20 protein-coding genes and 1 tRNA gene are annotated in these 18,000 nt (G+C 40.8%); 11 read left to right on the plus strand and 10 right to left on the minus strand.

Features of this window, described 5'->3' with window-relative positions; all coding sequences use genetic code 11:
• Window positions 1-39 precede the first annotated feature (39 nt).
• On the minus strand, window positions 40-561 hold the full coding sequence (locus CLV81_RS05770) for a TetR/AcrR family transcriptional regulator (RefSeq protein WP_106144086.1): 522 nt from the start codon (window positions 559-561) through the stop codon (window positions 40-42).
• Between the two features lie 120 nt (window positions 562-681).
• Here CLV81_RS05770 and CLV81_RS05775 point away from each other — a divergent pair, with 120 nt between their 5' ends.
• From CLV81_RS05775 to trxA, 5 genes are read left to right on the plus strand one after another with little or no spacing between them, the layout of a single operon-like run.
• Window positions 682-1,260: a Crp/Fnr family transcriptional regulator gene (locus CLV81_RS05775; RefSeq protein WP_417935411.1), complete on the plus strand. Its 579-nt coding sequence runs from the start codon at window positions 682-684 to the stop codon at window positions 1,258-1,260.
• A 54-nt stretch (window positions 1,261-1,314) separates the two neighbouring features.
• Complete coding sequence (locus CLV81_RS05780; protein ID WP_106144088.1) at window positions 1,315-3,048, plus strand: SulP family inorganic anion transporter; 1,734 nt, start codon at window positions 1,315-1,317, stop codon at window positions 3,046-3,048.
• Window positions 3,049-3,106: 58 nt separating this feature from the next.
• Window positions 3,107-4,516 (plus strand): MBL fold metallo-hydrolase, encoded by a 1,410-nt coding sequence (locus tag CLV81_RS05785; protein WP_106144089.1) that lies wholly within the window; start codon window positions 3,107-3,109, stop codon window positions 4,514-4,516.
• A 17-nt stretch (window positions 4,517-4,533) separates the two neighbouring features.
• On the plus strand, window positions 4,534-4,914 hold the full coding sequence (locus CLV81_RS05790; protein ID WP_106144090.1) for a rhodanese-like domain-containing protein: 381 nt from the start codon (window positions 4,534-4,536) through the stop codon (window positions 4,912-4,914).
• Between the two features lie 2 nt (window positions 4,915-4,916).
• The gene (gene trxA / locus CLV81_RS05795) at window positions 4,917-5,213 is read left to right on the plus strand and encodes a thioredoxin (RefSeq protein ID WP_106144920.1); all 297 of its coding nucleotides are present in this window, start codon (window positions 4,917-4,919) and stop codon (window positions 5,211-5,213) included.
• 5 nt (window positions 5,214-5,218) lie between these two features.
• Here the strand turns inward: trxA and CLV81_RS05800 are convergent, their stop codons facing one another.
• Entirely contained in the window at window positions 5,219-6,088 is an 870-nt protein-coding gene (locus CLV81_RS05800) for a sterol desaturase family protein (protein WP_106144091.1), read from the minus strand.
• Window positions 6,089-6,292: 204 nt separating this feature from the next.
• Between CLV81_RS05800 and CLV81_RS05805 the strand changes: the two genes are divergently transcribed.
• The 6 genes from CLV81_RS05805 to CLV81_RS05830 all read left to right on the plus strand — a co-directional run bounded on the left by CLV81_RS05805 (window position 6,293) and on the right by CLV81_RS05830 (window position 9,621).
• The gene (locus tag CLV81_RS05805; RefSeq protein WP_106144092.1) at window positions 6,293-6,499 is read left to right on the plus strand and encodes a YgaP family membrane protein; all 207 of its coding nucleotides are present in this window, start codon (window positions 6,293-6,295) and stop codon (window positions 6,497-6,499) included.
• Window positions 6,500-6,549: 50 nt separating this feature from the next.
• On the plus strand, window positions 6,550-7,107 hold the full coding sequence (locus tag CLV81_RS05810; RefSeq protein ID WP_106144093.1) for a YeeE/YedE family protein: 558 nt from the start codon (window positions 6,550-6,552) through the stop codon (window positions 7,105-7,107).
• A gap of 1 nt (window position 7,108) precedes the next feature.
• Window positions 7,109-7,522, plus strand: a complete 414-nt coding sequence (locus CLV81_RS05815) for a DUF6691 family protein (RefSeq protein WP_106144921.1) — start codon at window positions 7,109-7,111, stop codon at window positions 7,520-7,522.
• A 94-nt stretch (window positions 7,523-7,616) separates the two neighbouring features.
• Entirely contained in the window at window positions 7,617-8,009 is a 393-nt protein-coding gene (locus tag CLV81_RS05820) for a response regulator (protein WP_106144094.1), read from the plus strand.
• Window positions 8,010-8,082: 73 nt separating this feature from the next.
• Window positions 8,083-8,154: transfer RNA gene (locus CLV81_RS05825), tRNA-Arg, on the plus strand.
• Between the two features lie 237 nt (window positions 8,155-8,391).
• Window positions 8,392-9,621 (plus strand): site-specific integrase, encoded by a 1,230-nt coding sequence (locus tag CLV81_RS05830; protein WP_106144095.1) that lies wholly within the window; start codon window positions 8,392-8,394, stop codon window positions 9,619-9,621.
• 204 nt (window positions 9,622-9,825) lie between these two features.
• On the opposite strand, the gene CLV81_RS05835 is transcribed toward CLV81_RS05830, so the two are convergent.
• The 8 genes from CLV81_RS05835 to CLV81_RS05870 form a co-directional block, all read right to left on the minus strand.
• Entirely contained in the window at window positions 9,826-10,962 is a 1,137-nt protein-coding gene (locus tag CLV81_RS05835) for a type II secretion system F family protein (RefSeq protein ID WP_106144096.1), read from the minus strand.
• Window positions 10,963-11,430: a PulJ/GspJ family protein gene (locus tag CLV81_RS05840; protein WP_106144097.1), complete on the minus strand. Its 468-nt coding sequence runs from the start codon at window positions 11,428-11,430 to the stop codon at window positions 10,963-10,965.
• Window positions 11,427-11,750, minus strand: a complete 324-nt coding sequence (locus tag CLV81_RS20450) for a hypothetical protein (protein ID WP_146129834.1) — start codon at window positions 11,748-11,750, stop codon at window positions 11,427-11,429. Before CLV81_RS20450 ends, CLV81_RS05840 begins: the two co-directional genes overlap by 4 nt.
• Window positions 11,738-12,997, minus strand: coding sequence for a hypothetical protein (locus tag CLV81_RS05850; RefSeq protein WP_106144099.1), 1,260 nt, complete (start codon window positions 12,995-12,997; stop codon window positions 11,738-11,740). The genes CLV81_RS20450 and CLV81_RS05850 overlap by 13 nt, the downstream gene beginning before the upstream one ends.
• Complete coding sequence (locus tag CLV81_RS05855) at window positions 12,994-13,455, minus strand: hypothetical protein (RefSeq protein ID WP_106144100.1); 462 nt, start codon at window positions 13,453-13,455, stop codon at window positions 12,994-12,996. The genes CLV81_RS05850 and CLV81_RS05855 overlap by 4 nt, the downstream gene beginning before the upstream one ends.
• A 17-nt stretch (window positions 13,456-13,472) precedes the next feature.
• The gene (locus CLV81_RS05860) at window positions 13,473-13,850 is read right to left on the minus strand and encodes a fibronectin type III domain-containing protein (protein ID WP_106144101.1); all 378 of its coding nucleotides are present in this window, start codon (window positions 13,848-13,850) and stop codon (window positions 13,473-13,475) included.
• 1 nt (window position 13,851) lies between these two features.
• Complete coding sequence (locus CLV81_RS05865; RefSeq protein WP_106144102.1) at window positions 13,852-14,586, minus strand: hypothetical protein; 735 nt, start codon at window positions 14,584-14,586, stop codon at window positions 13,852-13,854.
• Window positions 14,587-14,680: 94 nt separating this feature from the next.
• Window positions 14,681-17,914: a CHAT domain-containing protein gene (locus CLV81_RS05870; protein ID WP_106144103.1), complete on the minus strand. Its 3,234-nt coding sequence runs from the start codon at window positions 17,912-17,914 to the stop codon at window positions 14,681-14,683.
• Between the last annotated feature and the right edge of the window lie 86 nt (window positions 17,915-18,000).

Genomic DNA, 18,000 nt, shown 5'->3' on the forward strand with positions numbered 1-18,000 from the left:
AATGTGTGAGTACTTACTTATTAATTGTTCCAAATTTTTTTAAACGTCATACTTTTTCAGCAAAAAGTCCTTAAGAGGAATTTGGGTCTCAATACCATCCCTTAGAATTCCACCCAGTATACTTTCTCCAATGTGGTGAAGGGTTTGTGCCTCTTTACAGGGTTCCTTATAGTTTAGTTCTTCAAAAGCCCAGGCCATTTTTTCTAAAAGGGGCCGCACTTTGTCTGCTCCAGAAATCTCCAATTCCCATTTGAGTTTAAATTGAAGTTTCCAAAAATGATATTCACTTTCTTTTAATCGAAATGGAAGAGTAATAGTTTCTCGAATGGTCTTTTTTGGGTCCTCTTCGGAAACAATATGGGAATACAACAGAGTTGCACGTTCATAGGCTTGATTCAAAATAGCGTCAAGTAGACCCTTTTTGTTACCAAAGTGTCTAAATATTAAACCCTCGGAAACATTGGCCTCCTTGGCAATCTTGCTTGTTGAGACAGCATTGTATCCATGAATCGCAAACAACTCCAGAGCTGCATTTAGAATTTTCTCTTGCTTATCCGTCATAAAAGTGAGTAATCACTTGCAAATATATATCATTTTTTTAAATCGAGATAGTACTACATTTGTTTTGTGGAAAGTAATTTGAAAGAAAGCTTTGGAATTTATTTTGAACCAGCTCTAATTATGGAAATAGAGCAGGTGGGCATATCCAGTTCATTTCACTCCGGGGATAAAATCATTGAAATAGGACAATATATTAAAGGAATGCCACTATTACTTTCTGGGGCTATCAAAATTTTAAGGGAAGATGATAATGGTGATGAGTTGTTGCTCTACTATTTGGAACCTGGAGATACGTGCAGTATGACTATGGCCTGCTGCTTTGGCGATACAAAAAGTGAGATTCGGGCCATTGCTGAAACAGATGTGGAGCTTATTATGATTCCCGTTCGTAAAATGGAAGAATGGATATCCAAATACCGCTCTTGGCGCAATTTCGTTTTTGAAAGCTATCACAACCGTTTGAATGAGCTGTTGCTTACAGTAGATGGAATCGCATTTAAGAATTTGGACCAACGTTTGGTGGATTATCTTAAAAAAAAGGCAGAAATCACAAAGGACCGGAATGTTAAAAACACCCATCAAGAGATTGCCTACGATTTGCATACATCTCGGGTAGTCATTTCCAGATTACTCAAGAAATTGGAGGGATTGGGTAAAATTGAACTGCACCGAAACCACATCTCCATTATTGACCTATAGCTTTTGCAACCTGGGTTACTAAGGGTTCCAGTATTGCTGATTACCTTTGTGCCTATGCTCAAGCGCTTTTTTCCCATACTGGATTGGCTGCCCAATTACAAAAAGGAATATCTGCAAGGTGATTTTTCGGCAGGACTCACTGTCGGAATTATGCTTATTCCCCAAGGTATGGCATATGCGCTCATCGCCGGACTTCCTCCAGTATATGGACTCTATGCCGCTTTAGTTCCAAATTTGGTCTACGCCTTAACAGGCTCTAGTAGAAAACTGGCTGTTGGCCCTGTGGCGTTGGATTCCCTTATTGTTGCTTCAGGTTTGGCGGCCATGAAATTGGCCACTACCCAAGAATATATTGCCATGGCTTTGTTTCTTGCTCTATTTGTTGGTCTTTTTCAATTGGCTATGGGCTTTTTTAAAATGGGCTTTTTGGCCAATTTTTTATCACGTCCTGTGGTCAGTGGATTTACATCGGCTGCGGCATTGGTCATAGCGGTAAGTCAGCTGAAATACATTTTGGGATTGGACATCCGAGCCCTAGGGACTCTGGAAACGGTTGTTGAAATTGGCCAGAAGGTAAGTGAAACCAATTTTTTGGATTTAGGAATAGGTGTAGCGGCCATTGTTCTGATTCTTTTTTTTAAGTGGCTGCACAAAAAACTACCTGCGGCCATGCTGGTTGTTGTTCTGTCAATTTTTGGGATTTATTTCTTTACTGAACAGATAGGCCAAGTCTCCTTGGTTGGAGATATTCCAAAGGGATTACCCTCATTTTTTTTGCACAAGGGTGATTCCATGCAGTGGGTTTCAGCATTTCCCATAGCATTGACTTTGGCCTTCATCTCATTTGCGGAAGCTATGACCATGGCAAAAGCGGTAGAAGAAAAAAGCAATGAATATTATACCGATGCCAATCAAGAACTTAGAGCGTTGGGCTTTTCTAATATAGTAGGTTCCTTTTTTCAGTCATATTCTGCCAATGCAGGTCTTTCAAGAACTGCGGTAAATGTGAACGAGGGAGCAAAAACAGGTTTGTCTTCCATAGTAAGTGCCATTGTGGTAGGACTCACATTGCTTTTTCTTACCCCAATTTTTAGTTTTTTACCAAGAGCGGTATTGGGAGCTATTATATTGGTGGCTATTTATGGTTTGATAGATTTCAAATTGCCCGTTGAACTTTTCAAACAAAGAAAAGATGAGTTTGTACTGCTTGCCCTGACTTTTTTGACGACCCTTTTAATTGGAATCACCCAAGGTATCATTTTCGGGGTTGTTTTCTCTTTGGTTTTGTTGGTAAATCGAATATCAAGACCACATATTGCGGTTTTAGGAAGAATTAAGGGAACAGATTATTTTAGGAATGTGGAACGTTTTGAGGAAGAAGCAGAGTCTTTTCCCAACATATTGATTTTACGTTTCGATGCTCAACTCTTCTTTGGAAACAAGGACTATTTCAAGAGGCAGCTGCTTTACCAAATTAAAAAGAAGCAACCGGGCCTAGAGTACGTCATTCTAAATGCAGAAGCGATTAACTACATAGATAGCAGTGCTATCGCTTCACTTCACCAAATCATTGGTGAACTTCGTGGACAAGGTATTCAATTTCTTATTGCAGGGGCCATCGGGCCAACTCGAGACATATTTTACAGCAGCGGATTAATTGAAATTCTTGGGCAGGAAAACCTTTTTGTGCGTACCCAAGAAGCGGTTGATTACTGTAAAAGCCTTAAAACGAAAAATAGCATACAACAGAAAATAGCATTACAATCAAAAACCAAGATGAATATGTGACTTTGGTCACAGTACAGCACTTTTGGCTGTCTTATCTTTGAAAGCAAATTAAAGAACTATGAAGATTGAACAAATATATACTGGATGTCTGGCTCAGGGAGCCTACTATATTGAAAGCGAAGGAGAAGTCGCCATTATTGACCCTCTCAGGGAAGTTACTCCTTATTTGGAGCGGGCAAAGAAAGACAATGCACAGATAAAGTACATTTTTGAAACCCATTTCCATGCCGATTTTGTAAGTGGGCACGTTACACTTTCCAAAGAAACGGGAGCTCATATAGTATATGGTCCTAATGCCAATCCAAGTTTTGAGGCCATTACCGCGAAGGATGGGGAAGAATTTCAACTGGGTAATATAACCTTGGTTGTATTACATACACCAGGACATACCATGGAAAGCACAACCTACCTTCTGAGGGATGAAAGTGGGAAGGACCATGCCATTTTTAGTGGGGATACCCTTTTCCTTGGAGATGTCGGTCGCCCAGATTTAGCTCAGAAAGCCGCAAACATGACGCAAGAAGAGTTAGCAGGAACCTTATTTGATAGTCTGCGCACCAAAATAATGCCTTTGGCGGATGATATTATCGTTTACCCGGCCCATGGAGCGGGTTCTGCATGCGGCAAGAACATGATGAAGGAAACTGTCGATACTTTGGGAAATCAAAAGAAGATGAACTACGCCTTGCGAGCGGACATGACCCGCGAAGAGTTCATTAAAGAGGTTACGGACGGTCTTTTACCACCTCCTCAATATTTTCCCTTGAACGTAAAAATGAACAAAGAAGGTTATGATGATATAGATGAGGTTTTGGAAAGGGGTACGGTAGCTTTGAGTCCAGAAGCTTTTGAAGTAGCCGCCAATGAAACCGGTGCCGTGGTTCTAGATGTAAGACATCAAGATGATTTCGCGAAAGCTCATATTCCGCGTTCCATCTTTATCGGTTTGAATGGAAGCTTTGCACCATGGGTGGGCGCTTTGATTGCCGACGTGAAACAACCTATTCTTTTAATTACGCCTGAGGGAAAAGAAGAGGAAACCATCACGCGATTGTCTCGGGTGGGATTCGATGGAACCATTGGATACTTAAAAGGAGGAATTGAAGCGTGGACCAAGGCCGGTTTTGAAGTGGATACTGTGAAAAGTATAGATGCTTCAACATTTGCTAAAGAGTTTGATAAAGAATCCTTGGTTTTTGATGTACGAAAAGAACCTGAATTCAATGCTCAACATGTAGCGGATGCGAAGCTCACCCCATTGGATTTTATAAATGATCATTTGGCTGAATACCCGTCGGAAGGGACATTTTACATCCATTGTGCCGGGGGATATCGAAGCATGATTGCAGCCTCAATTCTTAAGAGTAGAGGAATACACAACCTTATTGACATAGCCGGTGGATTTGGAGCTATTGCAAAAACCGAGATTCCCACAACTGATTTTGCATGCCCTAGCAATACCAATTAAGCCTATCCAAATCACAAATGATCGGTCTCCGTATTTCATTGATTGCTGTCCTCACTTTTTGTCTTTCCTGTAATTCGGGTTCAGAGAAGAAAGTGAGGCAGATTGAGCTTGAACATATAGTTGATAACGTATTGGGCAAGGATGTACAATTTGTTGATGTTCGCACACCAAAGGAATACAAAGACGGGCATATTGATGATGCCGTCAACTTCAATATCAAGGATAGGCTAGCGTTCTTGGAACAAATAGAATCCTTAAGCAAGGAAAAGCCCGTTTATTTGTATTGCAAAAGTGGAGTAAGAAGCAAAAAAGCGGCAGAATTGTTAAAAAAGGAAGGTTTCTCCATAGTTTTCGACTATTCAGGAGGATATGATGATTGGAAAGAAAACAAAAATTAAAAATGGCAAAGTTTAGTGATATTATTTCGGATGATAGGCCAGTTCTCGTGGACTTTTTTGCAGAATGGTGTGGACCCTGTAAGATGATGGCGCCGATACTTGAAGAGGTTAAATCAAAAATAGGGGATAGTGCTAAAATTGTAAAAATCGATGTCGACAAGAACCCGAAACTAGCTGCACAATATCAAGTAAGGGGTGTTCCCACGCTTATCATTTTCAAAGAGGGGCAACCGGTTTGGAGGCAATCCGGAGTGGTACAGGCCCAGTCTTTGGAGCACGAGCTAAAAAATGTGGGGTAATTGTTTTATTTTTTTCGGAACCCGTAAATCAACTGCCCCCAAAAGTTTTTAGGAACTTTTTCCTCTCCAGGAAATCCCAAGGGTATCGTACCACTGTCCTCTGGGATATGATGGGTTCCAAAAATATAATCCCAAAGGCTCATGCTGATTCCAAAGTTTACACCGTACTTTCCTTCGGGGAGGGTGTAGGAGTGGTGATATAGATGCATTACGGGATTGTTGAGAACGTATTTCAGTGGACCATAAGTCAGTTTTATATTGGCATGATTCAAGTGGCCAATGGCTATGGCGGCAAAGTGCACTATAAATGCCTGTTCCGGCTCAAATCCTCCCAAAAGCATTACTCCAAAAGTTTTAAGGGGTTTGTATAGAAGGTTCTCCATCCAATGGTAGCGGAGATGCGCCGCAAACCCCAACTCTTTGACACTGTGGTGAATTTTATGGAATTGCCAGAGTACAGGAAACTTATGCAGACAGATATGGGTAAACCACTGTACAAAATCCAACAAAACAAAAAACACAACCAACTGGCCCCAGCTTGGTAAAGATGAAGTATCAATCAAAGCAAAACTTTTGGCGGTAATGCCTATTTGTCCAAAAAGCACTTCTAGCATTTTGTAAAACCCGCTTATGACTATGGCAAAAATGAAAAAGTTAAAAAACATGTAGAATGCATCCAGCCAAAAGTCTTTTCGAAAAATAGATTGGTTTTTACGCCAAGGAAAGAGAATTTCCAATCCCCAAACCAAAAGTGAGATTAGGATAAGTCCCCAAAAGTAATTGGAGGACCAAGGTACTTGGAAAATGATGGATTTCCAGGTCCAACTTAGGGTGCCTGCAAATCCCTGCCATAGTGCCTCCAAGTAATTTTCCATGTGCTATGGATTTATTTAAAGGTTCAATATAATTCAAAATTAATGCTTCAAGTGTAACATCTGTTACCAAAAATACCCTTTGGTAGATGTAGTTTTGAATATGAAATTGAAAGTGTGGCATAAACTGCTGATTGTCTGCTTACTTTGTTCAGCTATAGCGGTTTTAATAGCACTTCTGATACATCTGTTTAAATAATTATTGTTATGAAAAAGAATATGGGAGGATTGGACCGTGTCGTCCGTTTTATTGTGGCCGCAATTATTGCGGTACTATACTTTACAGGAACCATTAGTGGTATTTTTGCCTACGTACTCTTGGTATTGGGCGTGATTTTTGTCCTTACTTCATTTGTTAGTTTTTGCCCCTTATATGCGCTGGTTGGATTAAATACCTGTAAAGCAAAAAAGTAGACATATCTTGAACTTGGGTTATACCTTTTGATTCATTTTTAGCGAAAAACATGGAATTTATTTTGAGCCCATGGCCTTGGTATATTTCGGGGCCATTAATTGCGTTGGTACTTTTCCTGCTCACTATGATGGGAAAACGTTTTGGGATGTCATCCAATCTAAGAACAATGTGCACTCTCTGTGGTGCGGATAAACATGCAGAGTTCTTCAAGTTTGATTGGAAGGCACAAAGATGGAACCTGTTGGTTGTAGTTGGTGTGGTCATTGGCGGTTTTATAGGCCATTTCTTCCTTTCCAATGGCGATGAGGTAGCAATTAGCAAGAATACAATAGACCGGTTAAAAGATTTGGGTTTTAATGGAGCGGGAAAAGAGTATTTGCCAACTGAACTGTTTGGAGCTGAAGTCTTTTCAGACCCTAAAATGCTTTTTTTCTTGGTTGTTGGTGGATTTCTTGTAGGTTTTGGTGCTCGCTATGCCGGTGGTTGTACTTCGGGTCATGCCATATCTGGATTAAGCAATCTGCAATTACCTTCACTAATCGCGGTCATCGGGTTTTTTATTGGTGGGTTGTTTATGGTTCATGTTTTATTCCCAATTATTTTTTGAAATGAGAGCAATAGTGTATTTATTCATAGGTGTTTTTTTCGGGATTGTACTTTTTAAGTCCGAAGCGGCATCTTGGTTCAGAATATTCGAAATGTTTCAGTTCCAGTCCTTTCATATGTATGGGATAATAGGTTCGGCTTTGGCTTTGGGGATTTTGCAAAACCAACTTATCAAGAGATTTGGGGTGAAGTCATTTTTTGGAGAGACTATTACATTTTCTCCCAAAGACCCAGGTTTCAAGAGGTATATGTTTGGAGGAATCTTGTTTGGATTGGGGTGGGCCCTTGCAGGGGCATGTCCTGGACCCATGTACACCTTGGTTGGAGCCGGATATTGGTCTGTTTTACTGGTCTTGACGGCTGCTCTGGCAGGAACTTATGTTTACGGAATTTTGAGAAGCAAACTGCCCCACTAGTAAATTTGTCTGATTTTACTACAAAATGACGAGTTTTCCTTGCGGATTCCATGGAAGGTTCTAGTTTTGGTCTTGACATTTTCAAAGACCCCGCATGCCTCTTACTATTTGCATAATAGATGATGATTTGGTCTCGCAGTTTGCGACGCGATATTGTGTGCAACAATTTTTCAAGGATTTTGATATAGTAACCTGCGATAGCGGGGAAGAAGGTCTTTCTTTTTGTTCTCAATATTTTGAAGAAAACAACAAGCTTCCTGATATCATATTTCTGGATTTGGTGATGGCGGGTATTGATGGCTGGACTTTTTTAGAGTTGCTGAAACAACAACATCGTAACAAAAAGTTGCCAAAAGTCTATGTGCTCTCCGCTTTTGCTAAATCGAGTGACCGTGAAATTGCAAAAGCACACCCACTAATTTCCGGATACTTTGATAAGCCCCTTTCACGCATTCATTTACAGGGAATTTTTGTAAACGAGAAATGATATCTATATTTAGTTTTACAGGTCATTGCATCACTTATAAAAAGATTTATTTTTGCAATCCGCTTTTAGGGATGGCCCCGTAGTTCAATGGATAGAATAGAAGTTTCCTAAACTTTAGATGCAAGTTCGATTCTTGCCGGGGCTACTTTTACAGTTTTAAAGGAGCTCACAAAAAATCAAAAAATATTGATTTTCAATGTTTTACGAATTTTTGACTTCAAATGACATCTTTTGAAACCATCTATTCGAGTTCACAAATCGTCAACATTTTTTTCCAAATGTTTTCGTATTTGGAAATCGATTAGGTTCAAAGTGTTAAACGATTGACCTTTTGGTGATTTGACTTTCGTCCTAAACTAAGTTTAATTAAAAGACGAACGTCATGCGGACTCTCTCTACATTTTCCATCCTATTCTGGGTATATACCAAAAGATCTAAGAATAATCAAGCACCGATTTACGCCAGAATAACGGTAAACAAGAAAAAACTCAATATTAGCCTTAAGCGACAGGTGGAAACTCGTCTTTGGAACAACCAAAAACAACGAATCAAAGGTACAAGTGAAAAAGCGAGAAAAATAAACCAATATTTAGATGAAGTATACACAAAATTGTTTCAGTGCTATCAAGAACTTGGGTCAGAAAATAAATCTATAACGCCTCAAACCATAAAGTCGAGGTATACAGGTGATGATAAAATTGGGCGTTACACTTTACGGGACATTATTGAGTACCACAATACAAGTATGTTCGAAAAACTCCATGGAAATACTTCTAGACTTTACCTGACCAGTCAAAAATATATTCTGCTATTTGTCAAGAAAAAGTATAAGGTAGATGATTTAGAACTTTTCAGTCTTGACTATAAATTCGTACTAAATTTTGAAAACTTTCTAAGGAATTATAGTCCGCGGCATTATAAAAAACGAATTGGTAACAAGGCTGTGATGAAGCATATTCAAAGGCTACGTAGAATGGTGTCTTTGGCCCATCAACTGGAATGGATTGACCGCGACCCATTTGTGAAATTCAAGCAAAAATTGACCCCGACTCATAGAGGTTTTCTGACTCCTGAGGAATTGAAACGCATAGAAGAGCTACAAGTTAAATCGACTAGATTAAAATTGGTGAAGGATTTGTTCGTGTTCAGTTGTTATACAGGAATAAGCTATATAGATGTAATGCTATTAACAAATGAAAGTTTGGTGCCAGGGTTAGATAAATCAAACTGGATAATGACAAAACGGCAAAAGACAAGAAACCAAGTCAAAATTCCATTGCTTTCCAAAGCTTCAGAGATAATTGAACGATACAGGCATGATAAAAGATCTTTGATTAACGGTACACTTTTCCCAAGAATATCGAATCAAAAAATTAATGCCTATTTGAAAGAAGTTGCGAATCTTGCCAAGGTAAGAAAGAATCTTACCTTTCATATGGCTCGGCATACCTTTGCCACCACGGTGACCCTTACCAATGGGGTCCCTATTGAGACCATTTCTAAAATGCTAGGTCATCGTAAACTGACCACTACGCAGATATATGTCAAAGTACTAGAAAAAAAAGTTTGTGATGACATGCAGTTTCTAAGGGAAAAACTAGAACAGTCCTAAAAAACCTTCTGTTTCCGTCACCGATATACCCACAACGGACGGATTGAAAAACTCAGGTCCTTTCGGTTCAATGTGCAGTCATCGGATACTATTAAACAAGGTAACCGATATTGATAGGGAACTAAATACTTGGATTCAGAAACTTATTAAAAGTCAATTTAAACTGGCTATAACACGCTCCGCAAAGTTTGCCACATAACGGCGCTACCCCAACACACTACTCAACTTAAACATGGGCAAGTACATAGACACCAAAATAACCCCTACAAAAAGACCAATGACTACAATGATGATAGGCTCCAAAAGCGTGGACAACAGTTTTGATTTCTGCTGAACTTCAAGCGCATATTGTTGATTCAACTTCTCGAAGATATACTCCGTTTGGTTGGTCTCTTCGGCCACTTTGATCAAAGAGGCCATCCGATTCCCAAAAATGTCGTTGCCTTTAATACTCTCATGAAGGCTTATCCCTTTCATAATTTTTCCTTCCATTTCGGCTAAGGCATCTCGCAAGGGGTAAAAACGGATCATACGTTTAGCCATTTGGATACTGTGTAACAGCGGTACTTTTGATGCGGTCAACAAAGCCACCGCTTGGGTAAACTGCGCCAAAAACACCATTTTGATAAAGCTCCCAACAAAAGGAATCCGTAGTAATAGTTGATCTTTTTTACGTTGTACTTTTTCAGATTTCATCCATAACTTTCGGGTAATGATGGGGAAGACTATAGCCAATAGAAGGAGCAGGCCATAATCCCTAATAAAATTGGAAGTCCCAATAATCCATAAGGTAATTGCGGGCAAATCAACCTGGTTTTGTTTGAAGATATCTTCAAACATGGGCACCACCATCCGTAACATAAATACCTCCACCAAAATTGCCGTGCCCAAAATAATAATAGGATAGGTCATGGCGTTTATCAAACTCCTCTGTTGCTCGTTTTTTCTTTTGAAGAACTGTCCCAGTTCTTCCATAATTCTGGAAAGGTTACCACTTTCCTCCCCTATTTGAACAGCATAGTATTCGTATTCGGTGAAGGCTTTCCGCGCTTGTAAGATTTCAGAAAAGCTTTGGCCAGCGTCCAAATCGCTGAGCATAGTTGTAAAAAACTGCTTTAATTTTTCCTTCTTTTGATTCCCACCCAGAAGTTCCAAGGACTCCCTAAGGTGTATGCCCGCCTTTAGCAGCACGGCCAATTCATTATAAAAATCTTCTTTCTTTTTATTATTGAAAAATTGGCCAAAAAGGGTAATCTCTTTTTTCAATAACTCGTCCCAAGCAATTGCAGTCGTACTTTTCGTAGCCTTGTCCAGTATCGTTTGTTCCAGTTTGAATCCCATTTATTGATTGATATAGGTGGTTGCCGCATTTCGCTTATAAACAAAAAGCTGTTTGCTTCCTATGGCTTTGCTGAGGTGTATTTCTAGGGCATCAATCTCCCCTTCCGACTGTTCTTGGCCCATGAGGAAAATTGATTTCTTTGCTATTTCCAATTGAAAAGTATCTCTGGCAATGATGAGCTTATTTCCACTGAATTCATAGACCACTTCATCAAGGCCGTTACTGCATACCATTTCGTTCCTTACAGCGTCATACCAGACCACATCGCTTTGGTTAAAATCGTACCATAGACGCTGTTGCAACAGATTAAATTCAGTATGGCTTTCATAATTACCAGCAATACTCTTGAAATGCTGTTGTACCAGCTGCAATACTGTAAATACCATTCCTAGGATGATGCTGGTCAACAAAAGGACCACCATCATTTCGCTTAAGGTAAACGCCTTTATTTTTCCCCCTGCCCTCATTGCTTTATAACTAGTTCTAGATTTGCTGTTGTGTGCCTTGCCCTATAAATGAGCTGCGTATGCTGGTGCCAACGCTTACTGTTCACTTCAATAGTCCAATCGCCCCGTCGTGTTTGATAGGGGATTTCCAGCAGGCCGTTTTGGTAATTGTATTGCAGATGAAGTAGTTCTTGCCGAATGTTGTTTTGGTCCTGTCTCATGCTATTGGCGAACAAGTTGTTCAAAATCATGCTCGAAGCCATAAAAACCAGCACTATCAAAACCGTTGCCACCAGGGTTTCCATTAAGGTGGAGGCGGGTATTTTTTTTAGTAGAGCCATTTCATGATCTGGTTCATTTGTTTATTTTCATAAAGCAGGCCCCCATAACCCACAGGCAATTGTAAAGCATCTATCTTTCCGTTGAACAAATGGTTTTGATAACTGTTCCCATTTTCCAGCGCTATAAAGGCCTGGGTGTGTACCGTTCCGTAAATACTTCCCTTGAGTTCTAAATTACCCATACAGTGGATTTCGCCTGTAAGTTGCGCACTTTCCGCTATTGTAATATGGGGTTGATAGGTGGTTTCCGCTGATGGTGACCCATGGTAGACCAGCATTCCCCTAAAGTCCGTATCGGGACCTATGTCAATATTCGCTTGGGTAAGCTGGTTTTGCGGTTGCCCTTTATGTACCAACAGCACACTGGGGTATTGCAGTATACAGGATGGACCTACGGAGATTGATCTTGATGCCAAGGCTTGAAGGTTTCCTTGAAAACCCCTTTTTATGACAATTTCTGGGGCAATCAAAACCACATCCTGCAATTGGCAGTTAGCTTCAACACTGATTTTTTGGGTGGCCCAAATCATGATATGGCCCGAAAGCCTTGCCCTTTCTAAACGTATGTTTGCCCCTCTAAGGACTTTTAAGGGGTTTTTAAAACTGTTTTTAAGCACTAGGTTCTTTTTCAAATCAAAAGGTTCACCATCAGGGATGTGTTGTTGGGAGCTCAACTGGACAATTTGGGTTTGCACGCCATCAACGAGAAAGGGCAGTTTATCCCTGCTTTGCTGTTGTTTTCCATAAATCAATTGGGGTCTATTGTAACCATAACCTCTAATGTTTCCTGGCTTAATCCCCAGCTTGGGCAAATAGCCATCCCCGATTATCTTAGCGTTTCCTGCAATGACCATGGGTCTTTGCTTGTCTTGCAGGTACAAGGCGGTGTGTTCCGTCGGGGTAACCCCGGTAAAGGCCCATTTTTCAAATTTGATCTTTCCTTTTTTGGCGATGGCTTTTCGCAAGGGCAGCACCCCCCAATAGCCGTGGCTTACTTCAACAGATATCCCAAAATCGTTCCGCAGGGGTATTTTAAGGGTTTCCCCTACGGCCATACTTTTAGTAAAAGCAAACTGCATGCCTTGATCGGCAGCTTTGATCAAATCTATGGTTAGGTCCGTCTTTTTCACAAAGAGGTCATGAGTATGCGCCAATAACAAAAAACAAAGCAATAGTACTGCAATAAGGGTACTGACAAACGATACCAATTGTAAGGCTCCGGCTTTTATCTTTGTTAGTATCTTCATTCTTTAAGGATATGGGTTTCTGTATGGCCGGCATAGGTCACTTTGATTCTTTCTTTGGTGCCCGATACCACGGTAACCCCGTCTATGGATTTGCCTTTTTCAAAAATGTATTGTTGATTGTCTACCCACACAAAAAAGAGGCGTGATTTGGAACCGTTTTGGGCTACCGATCCGTGGTACGCAATGCTACGTTTTGGTGCTATAGGGGACTTCTTTTTAGGTGTTTTCGCCTTTTTCTTGGTTTTGGGCAGGGTCCCTAAAAAAGGATCGCGATAGTTGGCATTGATAGAAAAAGTATCTCTTTTTTTTAGGGTAAGGGGTTGTTCTAAAGCTACTGTTTTTGTGGGACTTTGGACCTCTTCCGATGGCCCCAAGGTAGCTATGATACGAAAACCAAGGATGCCCCAAATGGCCAATACCACCAACAACAACAGGTAGGTCTTTTTCTTGTTTTTCATAGTACTCTTCTGTACAATTATCGGTTTACCTCAAAAGCGCTTAGGGCAAACTCGGTTTCAAAACCGCTGTTAAAGGCCTTTACCCGCCATTCGTAACTATTATTGGGAAGTCGGGTCGTTAAACGGGTACCCACAAAGGTGGTATCTATCGGTAGAATCGTATCTACAGTTAATTGGGCCGCATTCCCAAAGCTGGGTTGGGCTACCTGTACCACGTACCCCTCCGCATCGCTGAGGCCTTCCCAACTCAGACGTACGATACTGTCCGTAACAATGCTCCCATTTACAGGTGCCAAAATTTGGACTTGCTGTTCCGAAATGTTGGGTACTTCCAAAAGTTCTTCACAGGCCAACAAAGCAGCAATCCCAAAAAATAAGGTCAAGGCTCTTTTCATATCAAAATTTTAGATAAGCACGTTCTCGTTCCGTTTTTCCAGCTTTTTTATGGCTGCCCTTAGCGCAACGCTTCCCATATTCAACTAGATGTACCACCTGTTTTTGTAAACGATGGTCCTCTGCCCAACAAAAGGATAGGGTTTCCGATCCAAAAATTTGAAGTTCTTCAAAGTAGCGGTACTGTTCCTTGTTCTCCAACATCAGGCTGAAGTAGAATTTGCCCAAATCATCTTGGGCTAAAAACACATGGGTTGCGTTTAAAAAAACCCTTAAGTTTTCATCCGTCGCTGTGAAGTCAATAGCCGAAATCAAGGCATGATTACTATCATGAACGATATAATCGCATAGAGCCTTATTCTCTGGGGCGTTCAATATTTGGGTGATGTCCACCAAATCCACCAGCTGCAACCGAACGTACTTTGGGGATATGGGTAAACTATCATTGTACGGAACCGTATTGGCCTTTCGGGCATGCTTTAGGTAGTTGCGATACTTTCCATAACTGCCTTTGTTAAAAGGTAGCTCAACCACTTTTATGGGTAAGGGCTTCTTTAGGTACAATTGCCCTATCTCCTGTGTTTGTGTGGATAGCCATTGGCTCCCTTGCACCACCACGGTGCCTAATACCGGGTGTTTACTTTTTTGTTGTTGAATTTCGGTTTTTATACCCGTACACGAATAGAGTACGGCCAAGGCCATAATCACCCAGGTCCATTTACCTGTATTTTTCCCCATTGTTGTGCTTTAGTATTGATGTCACTGGCAAAGGGAATGTTACCATTCCCTAGCAGAAAATGCTAACCTTTTTTTGGAGAACCGGCTGCCCAAACTACCTGGATGCTTTTGATTTTTGATATAAAAACCCCCCGATAGCAATCAACACCATTAAAAAAATGAGCCCAAAAAGGAAATAGTCGGGCGCTCCTAAATCAATAGGTGCGTTATCCCCTAACACATAAAAACTGCCCCAGTAGAACGGATTGGCCCTATTGATATCCGCGGTCTGTAGATAGCAGAGTTTGGCCTGTTGTAAAGCCTCGGATTTCCGCATGCCCTTTTTCAGGTTACGGTAGAACGATTTCATAATTCCCGGGGCCACCCTGTCCGAGACCTCCCAGCTGCTAAGCAGTAGACTTTTGGTACCCGCATATTGGAAGGCGTTGCCCAAACTCATCACCCCTTCACCCGAGGCAATCTTTCCCGTCCCCGTATTGCAGGCACTCAATACGGCCAGGTCGGCTGGGAGATTCAATGCAAACAGTTCATGACTGTAGAGAAAATTGTCCTCCAGAGTATCCTTGGTATTGGTAAAATAGAGCTTAGAGTTCTCGGGATGTTCATGGTCCACTTCGCCGTGGAGCGCTAGATGCAAGATTGCATACTGCCCGGCCTTGGCCTTAAAATTGGATTCCACGGCCTGGGAACCATAAAAATATTCACCGTCAACAATTTCAGAAATGGCCCTAATCTCCTTACGGGTGCCGGGAAGATCTCCCCCTATGTCCCTAAAAGCAGATAAACGAATCGGATCAGTGGTAGCAGCCCCTATGGAATCCGAGAACGAGAATGCAAGGCATTCCGACCTGTATCTCTCCTTTTGATATGTATCCCCGAACAGCAAGGTGGCCGAGTTGGCATAGCTAACGGCATAATCCTTTAAGAGATAAGGAAGGACTTTAGGGTCCTTGGAGTCTATATCTCCCGTGAGGAGTAGCTCGAAGTTAACATTCCATAAGAGACCGTCCGGGACTATAATCAGCTCATTACCCCGCAATTCCCTGGCTATCGGCGCCAACAACACAGAATATAGTTCATGGCCCATTCTTTTGTACGTTCCTATGTTTTTAAGCGCTATGGCCTCATTAAAGGCACCTATACTTTGGCCCAAATCTTTAATGATCAGTTCCTTTACCTGAAAACCATTTTTAGTGATTACAAAAACATAGGCCACACTTTCCAATACCACATATTCCAATAAGGAAGTGTTGCTATTCAATCGCTGCTGAATTTGGGGTACTGACAAAATATCTGTATCATATTTAAACTTAAAATAGTTTGGATAATCCGAAGCTATAGTGGTAATCAACGAATCATATGCTCGATTTGTATAGAAAAGTTTGTCTTTAAAGGTATTGCTTACTTTTTCTCCTTGCTCCATAAAACGGTCATTATTGGTTGCGTTGGCCATCTTGGAACTGTAAAATGCCTGTTTTACCTTTAATTCATGTTCTACTTCCAGAATTTCGTTGGGCAGGCCTGCGAAAACTTTCTTATCATCATTTAGTAGTTCCTTTAGAATATTGGATTTGCTCTTCTCGGCAAAATAAAAAGTGTTCAATAGGCTTTCGCCTTTCCGATTGTCCAATAGATTTGCGGCTATCGCGTCTTGATATAGCTCCTGAATTTGTTCGGAAAAACTTATTTTATCTTTAAAAGCACTTATATCCCCGCGCATTTGACCCACAATACTATCTGCATTCCGGAACAATGCCAGACTTTTTTTTAATGCTTTCCTGTTTTTATCCCTTTTATACGTTTCCAAATAACAGGTCGCACTTTTCTTATACACCTTTAGGTACATTTTATTATTGGCATGGGTATCCCCATTACTGGAATTCTGCAATTCTTTCAAGGCTTTGTTATACAACCGATGTGCATTCCCGATTTGATTTTTGGTCATATAAAAATCCCCGATGGAAAGAAGGTCCGTAACACGTTTGGGATTCCCTTGGAGAAATAGTTTACTATTTATTTCCAATGATTTATACCAGTGCACGAGGGCCAAAGAGTCATTGCCCATATTTTGATAATTCTCGGCAAGGCCTTCATGGACACCAGAAAGTCTTCTATGACCCTCCGGGTATTTCTTTCCATATATTTCCAATGCCTTTAATAAGTAATCCTTAGCTACATCAAAACTTCCTTCGGAGCTATGGAAGGTTCCCAAATAATCATAGGCGGAAGCCGATTTTTCATCATCTTCCCCAACGGTAGCGATACAAACCTTTAATGCCCGTAAAGCATATTCAATGGCTAAATCAATATTACCCAGTTCATAATGTAAAAGTGATAAATCCTTTAGTAAGGTGTTTGCTGCAAAATGGTCTTTACCATGTATGCCTTGCCAAATGGAGAGTGCTTTTTCTGCATACTCCAGTCCCAAGATAGGCTGGTTGAGTTCATGATATACTGCAGCAATGTTTGTATAAACATTGGCCAAGAAAGGATGCTTGTTCCCGAGTATAGGTTTTGCTATCGCCTCTGCTTTATTGAGATAGGTTATGGATTCTTTATATGTAAACATAGACTTGGCCAGTAGCCCAAGGTTCATATAATCATTGGCTACCGTTAGATGGTTTTCCCCATGGATTTTTCGATTCATTGAAAGGGCCTTTTTATGATAATCACCGGCCGCCTCATAGCTCCCTAATCTAAAATGGGAATTGGCAACATTGGTGTATACCATTGATTTTAAATCATCGTAATCCGTGCCTTTTTCTTTGACCGACCTCAGCACTTTTTCAGCATACCGGATAGCCTTTGTGTACTGACCCTGAACGTTGGAAAGATATATCATATTATTAATGGCCTTGGCCAAGGCCATTTCTTCGTCCGGTAATTGTTGAAAAACGGAAATGGCCTTTTTTAAATAGGCTTCGGACTTTTCCAAGTCCCCAAATTTAAGTTCGTAATAATAGGAAAGCAGGTCGTACCCCCGCCCTTCCTCATAGGTGGGTCCCTCCACATTTGCCTCAAGGATTTTTAGGCCTTTTTGTAAAGGGGCGTACATTTTATCATATTCGTTGGTATTGGTATAACAAGTGGCTTCGGTATTATAGCATTGGGCCGCCCTTCTCCATAAGTGCACCGATGTATAACGCTTTCCTGCATCCGCATAGATCCTTGCTGCTTTTTTGAATTCCCTGCTTTTAAAAAGTGTGTCTGCCTCCGATTTTAACTGAAAGATGGATAGCGTATCTTTTGTGACTTGGGAAACGGTGGTATTGCTTTGTAGGAATATAAAAAGACAGCATAAAAGCAGTTGGGTAGGGGTTGGTTTCATTTGGTGTAGTAATTTCTATCTAAAATAGACCTTGCTTGGGGATTTCCCAAACATATTTGATACGCTGTTCCGGTTGGAATAAAGAA

It is taken from the genome of Flagellimonas meridianipacifica, from assembly GCF_003001695.1.
GTDB classification, from domain to species: domain Bacteria; phylum Bacteroidota; class Bacteroidia; order Flavobacteriales; family Flavobacteriaceae; genus Flagellimonas; species Flagellimonas meridianipacifica.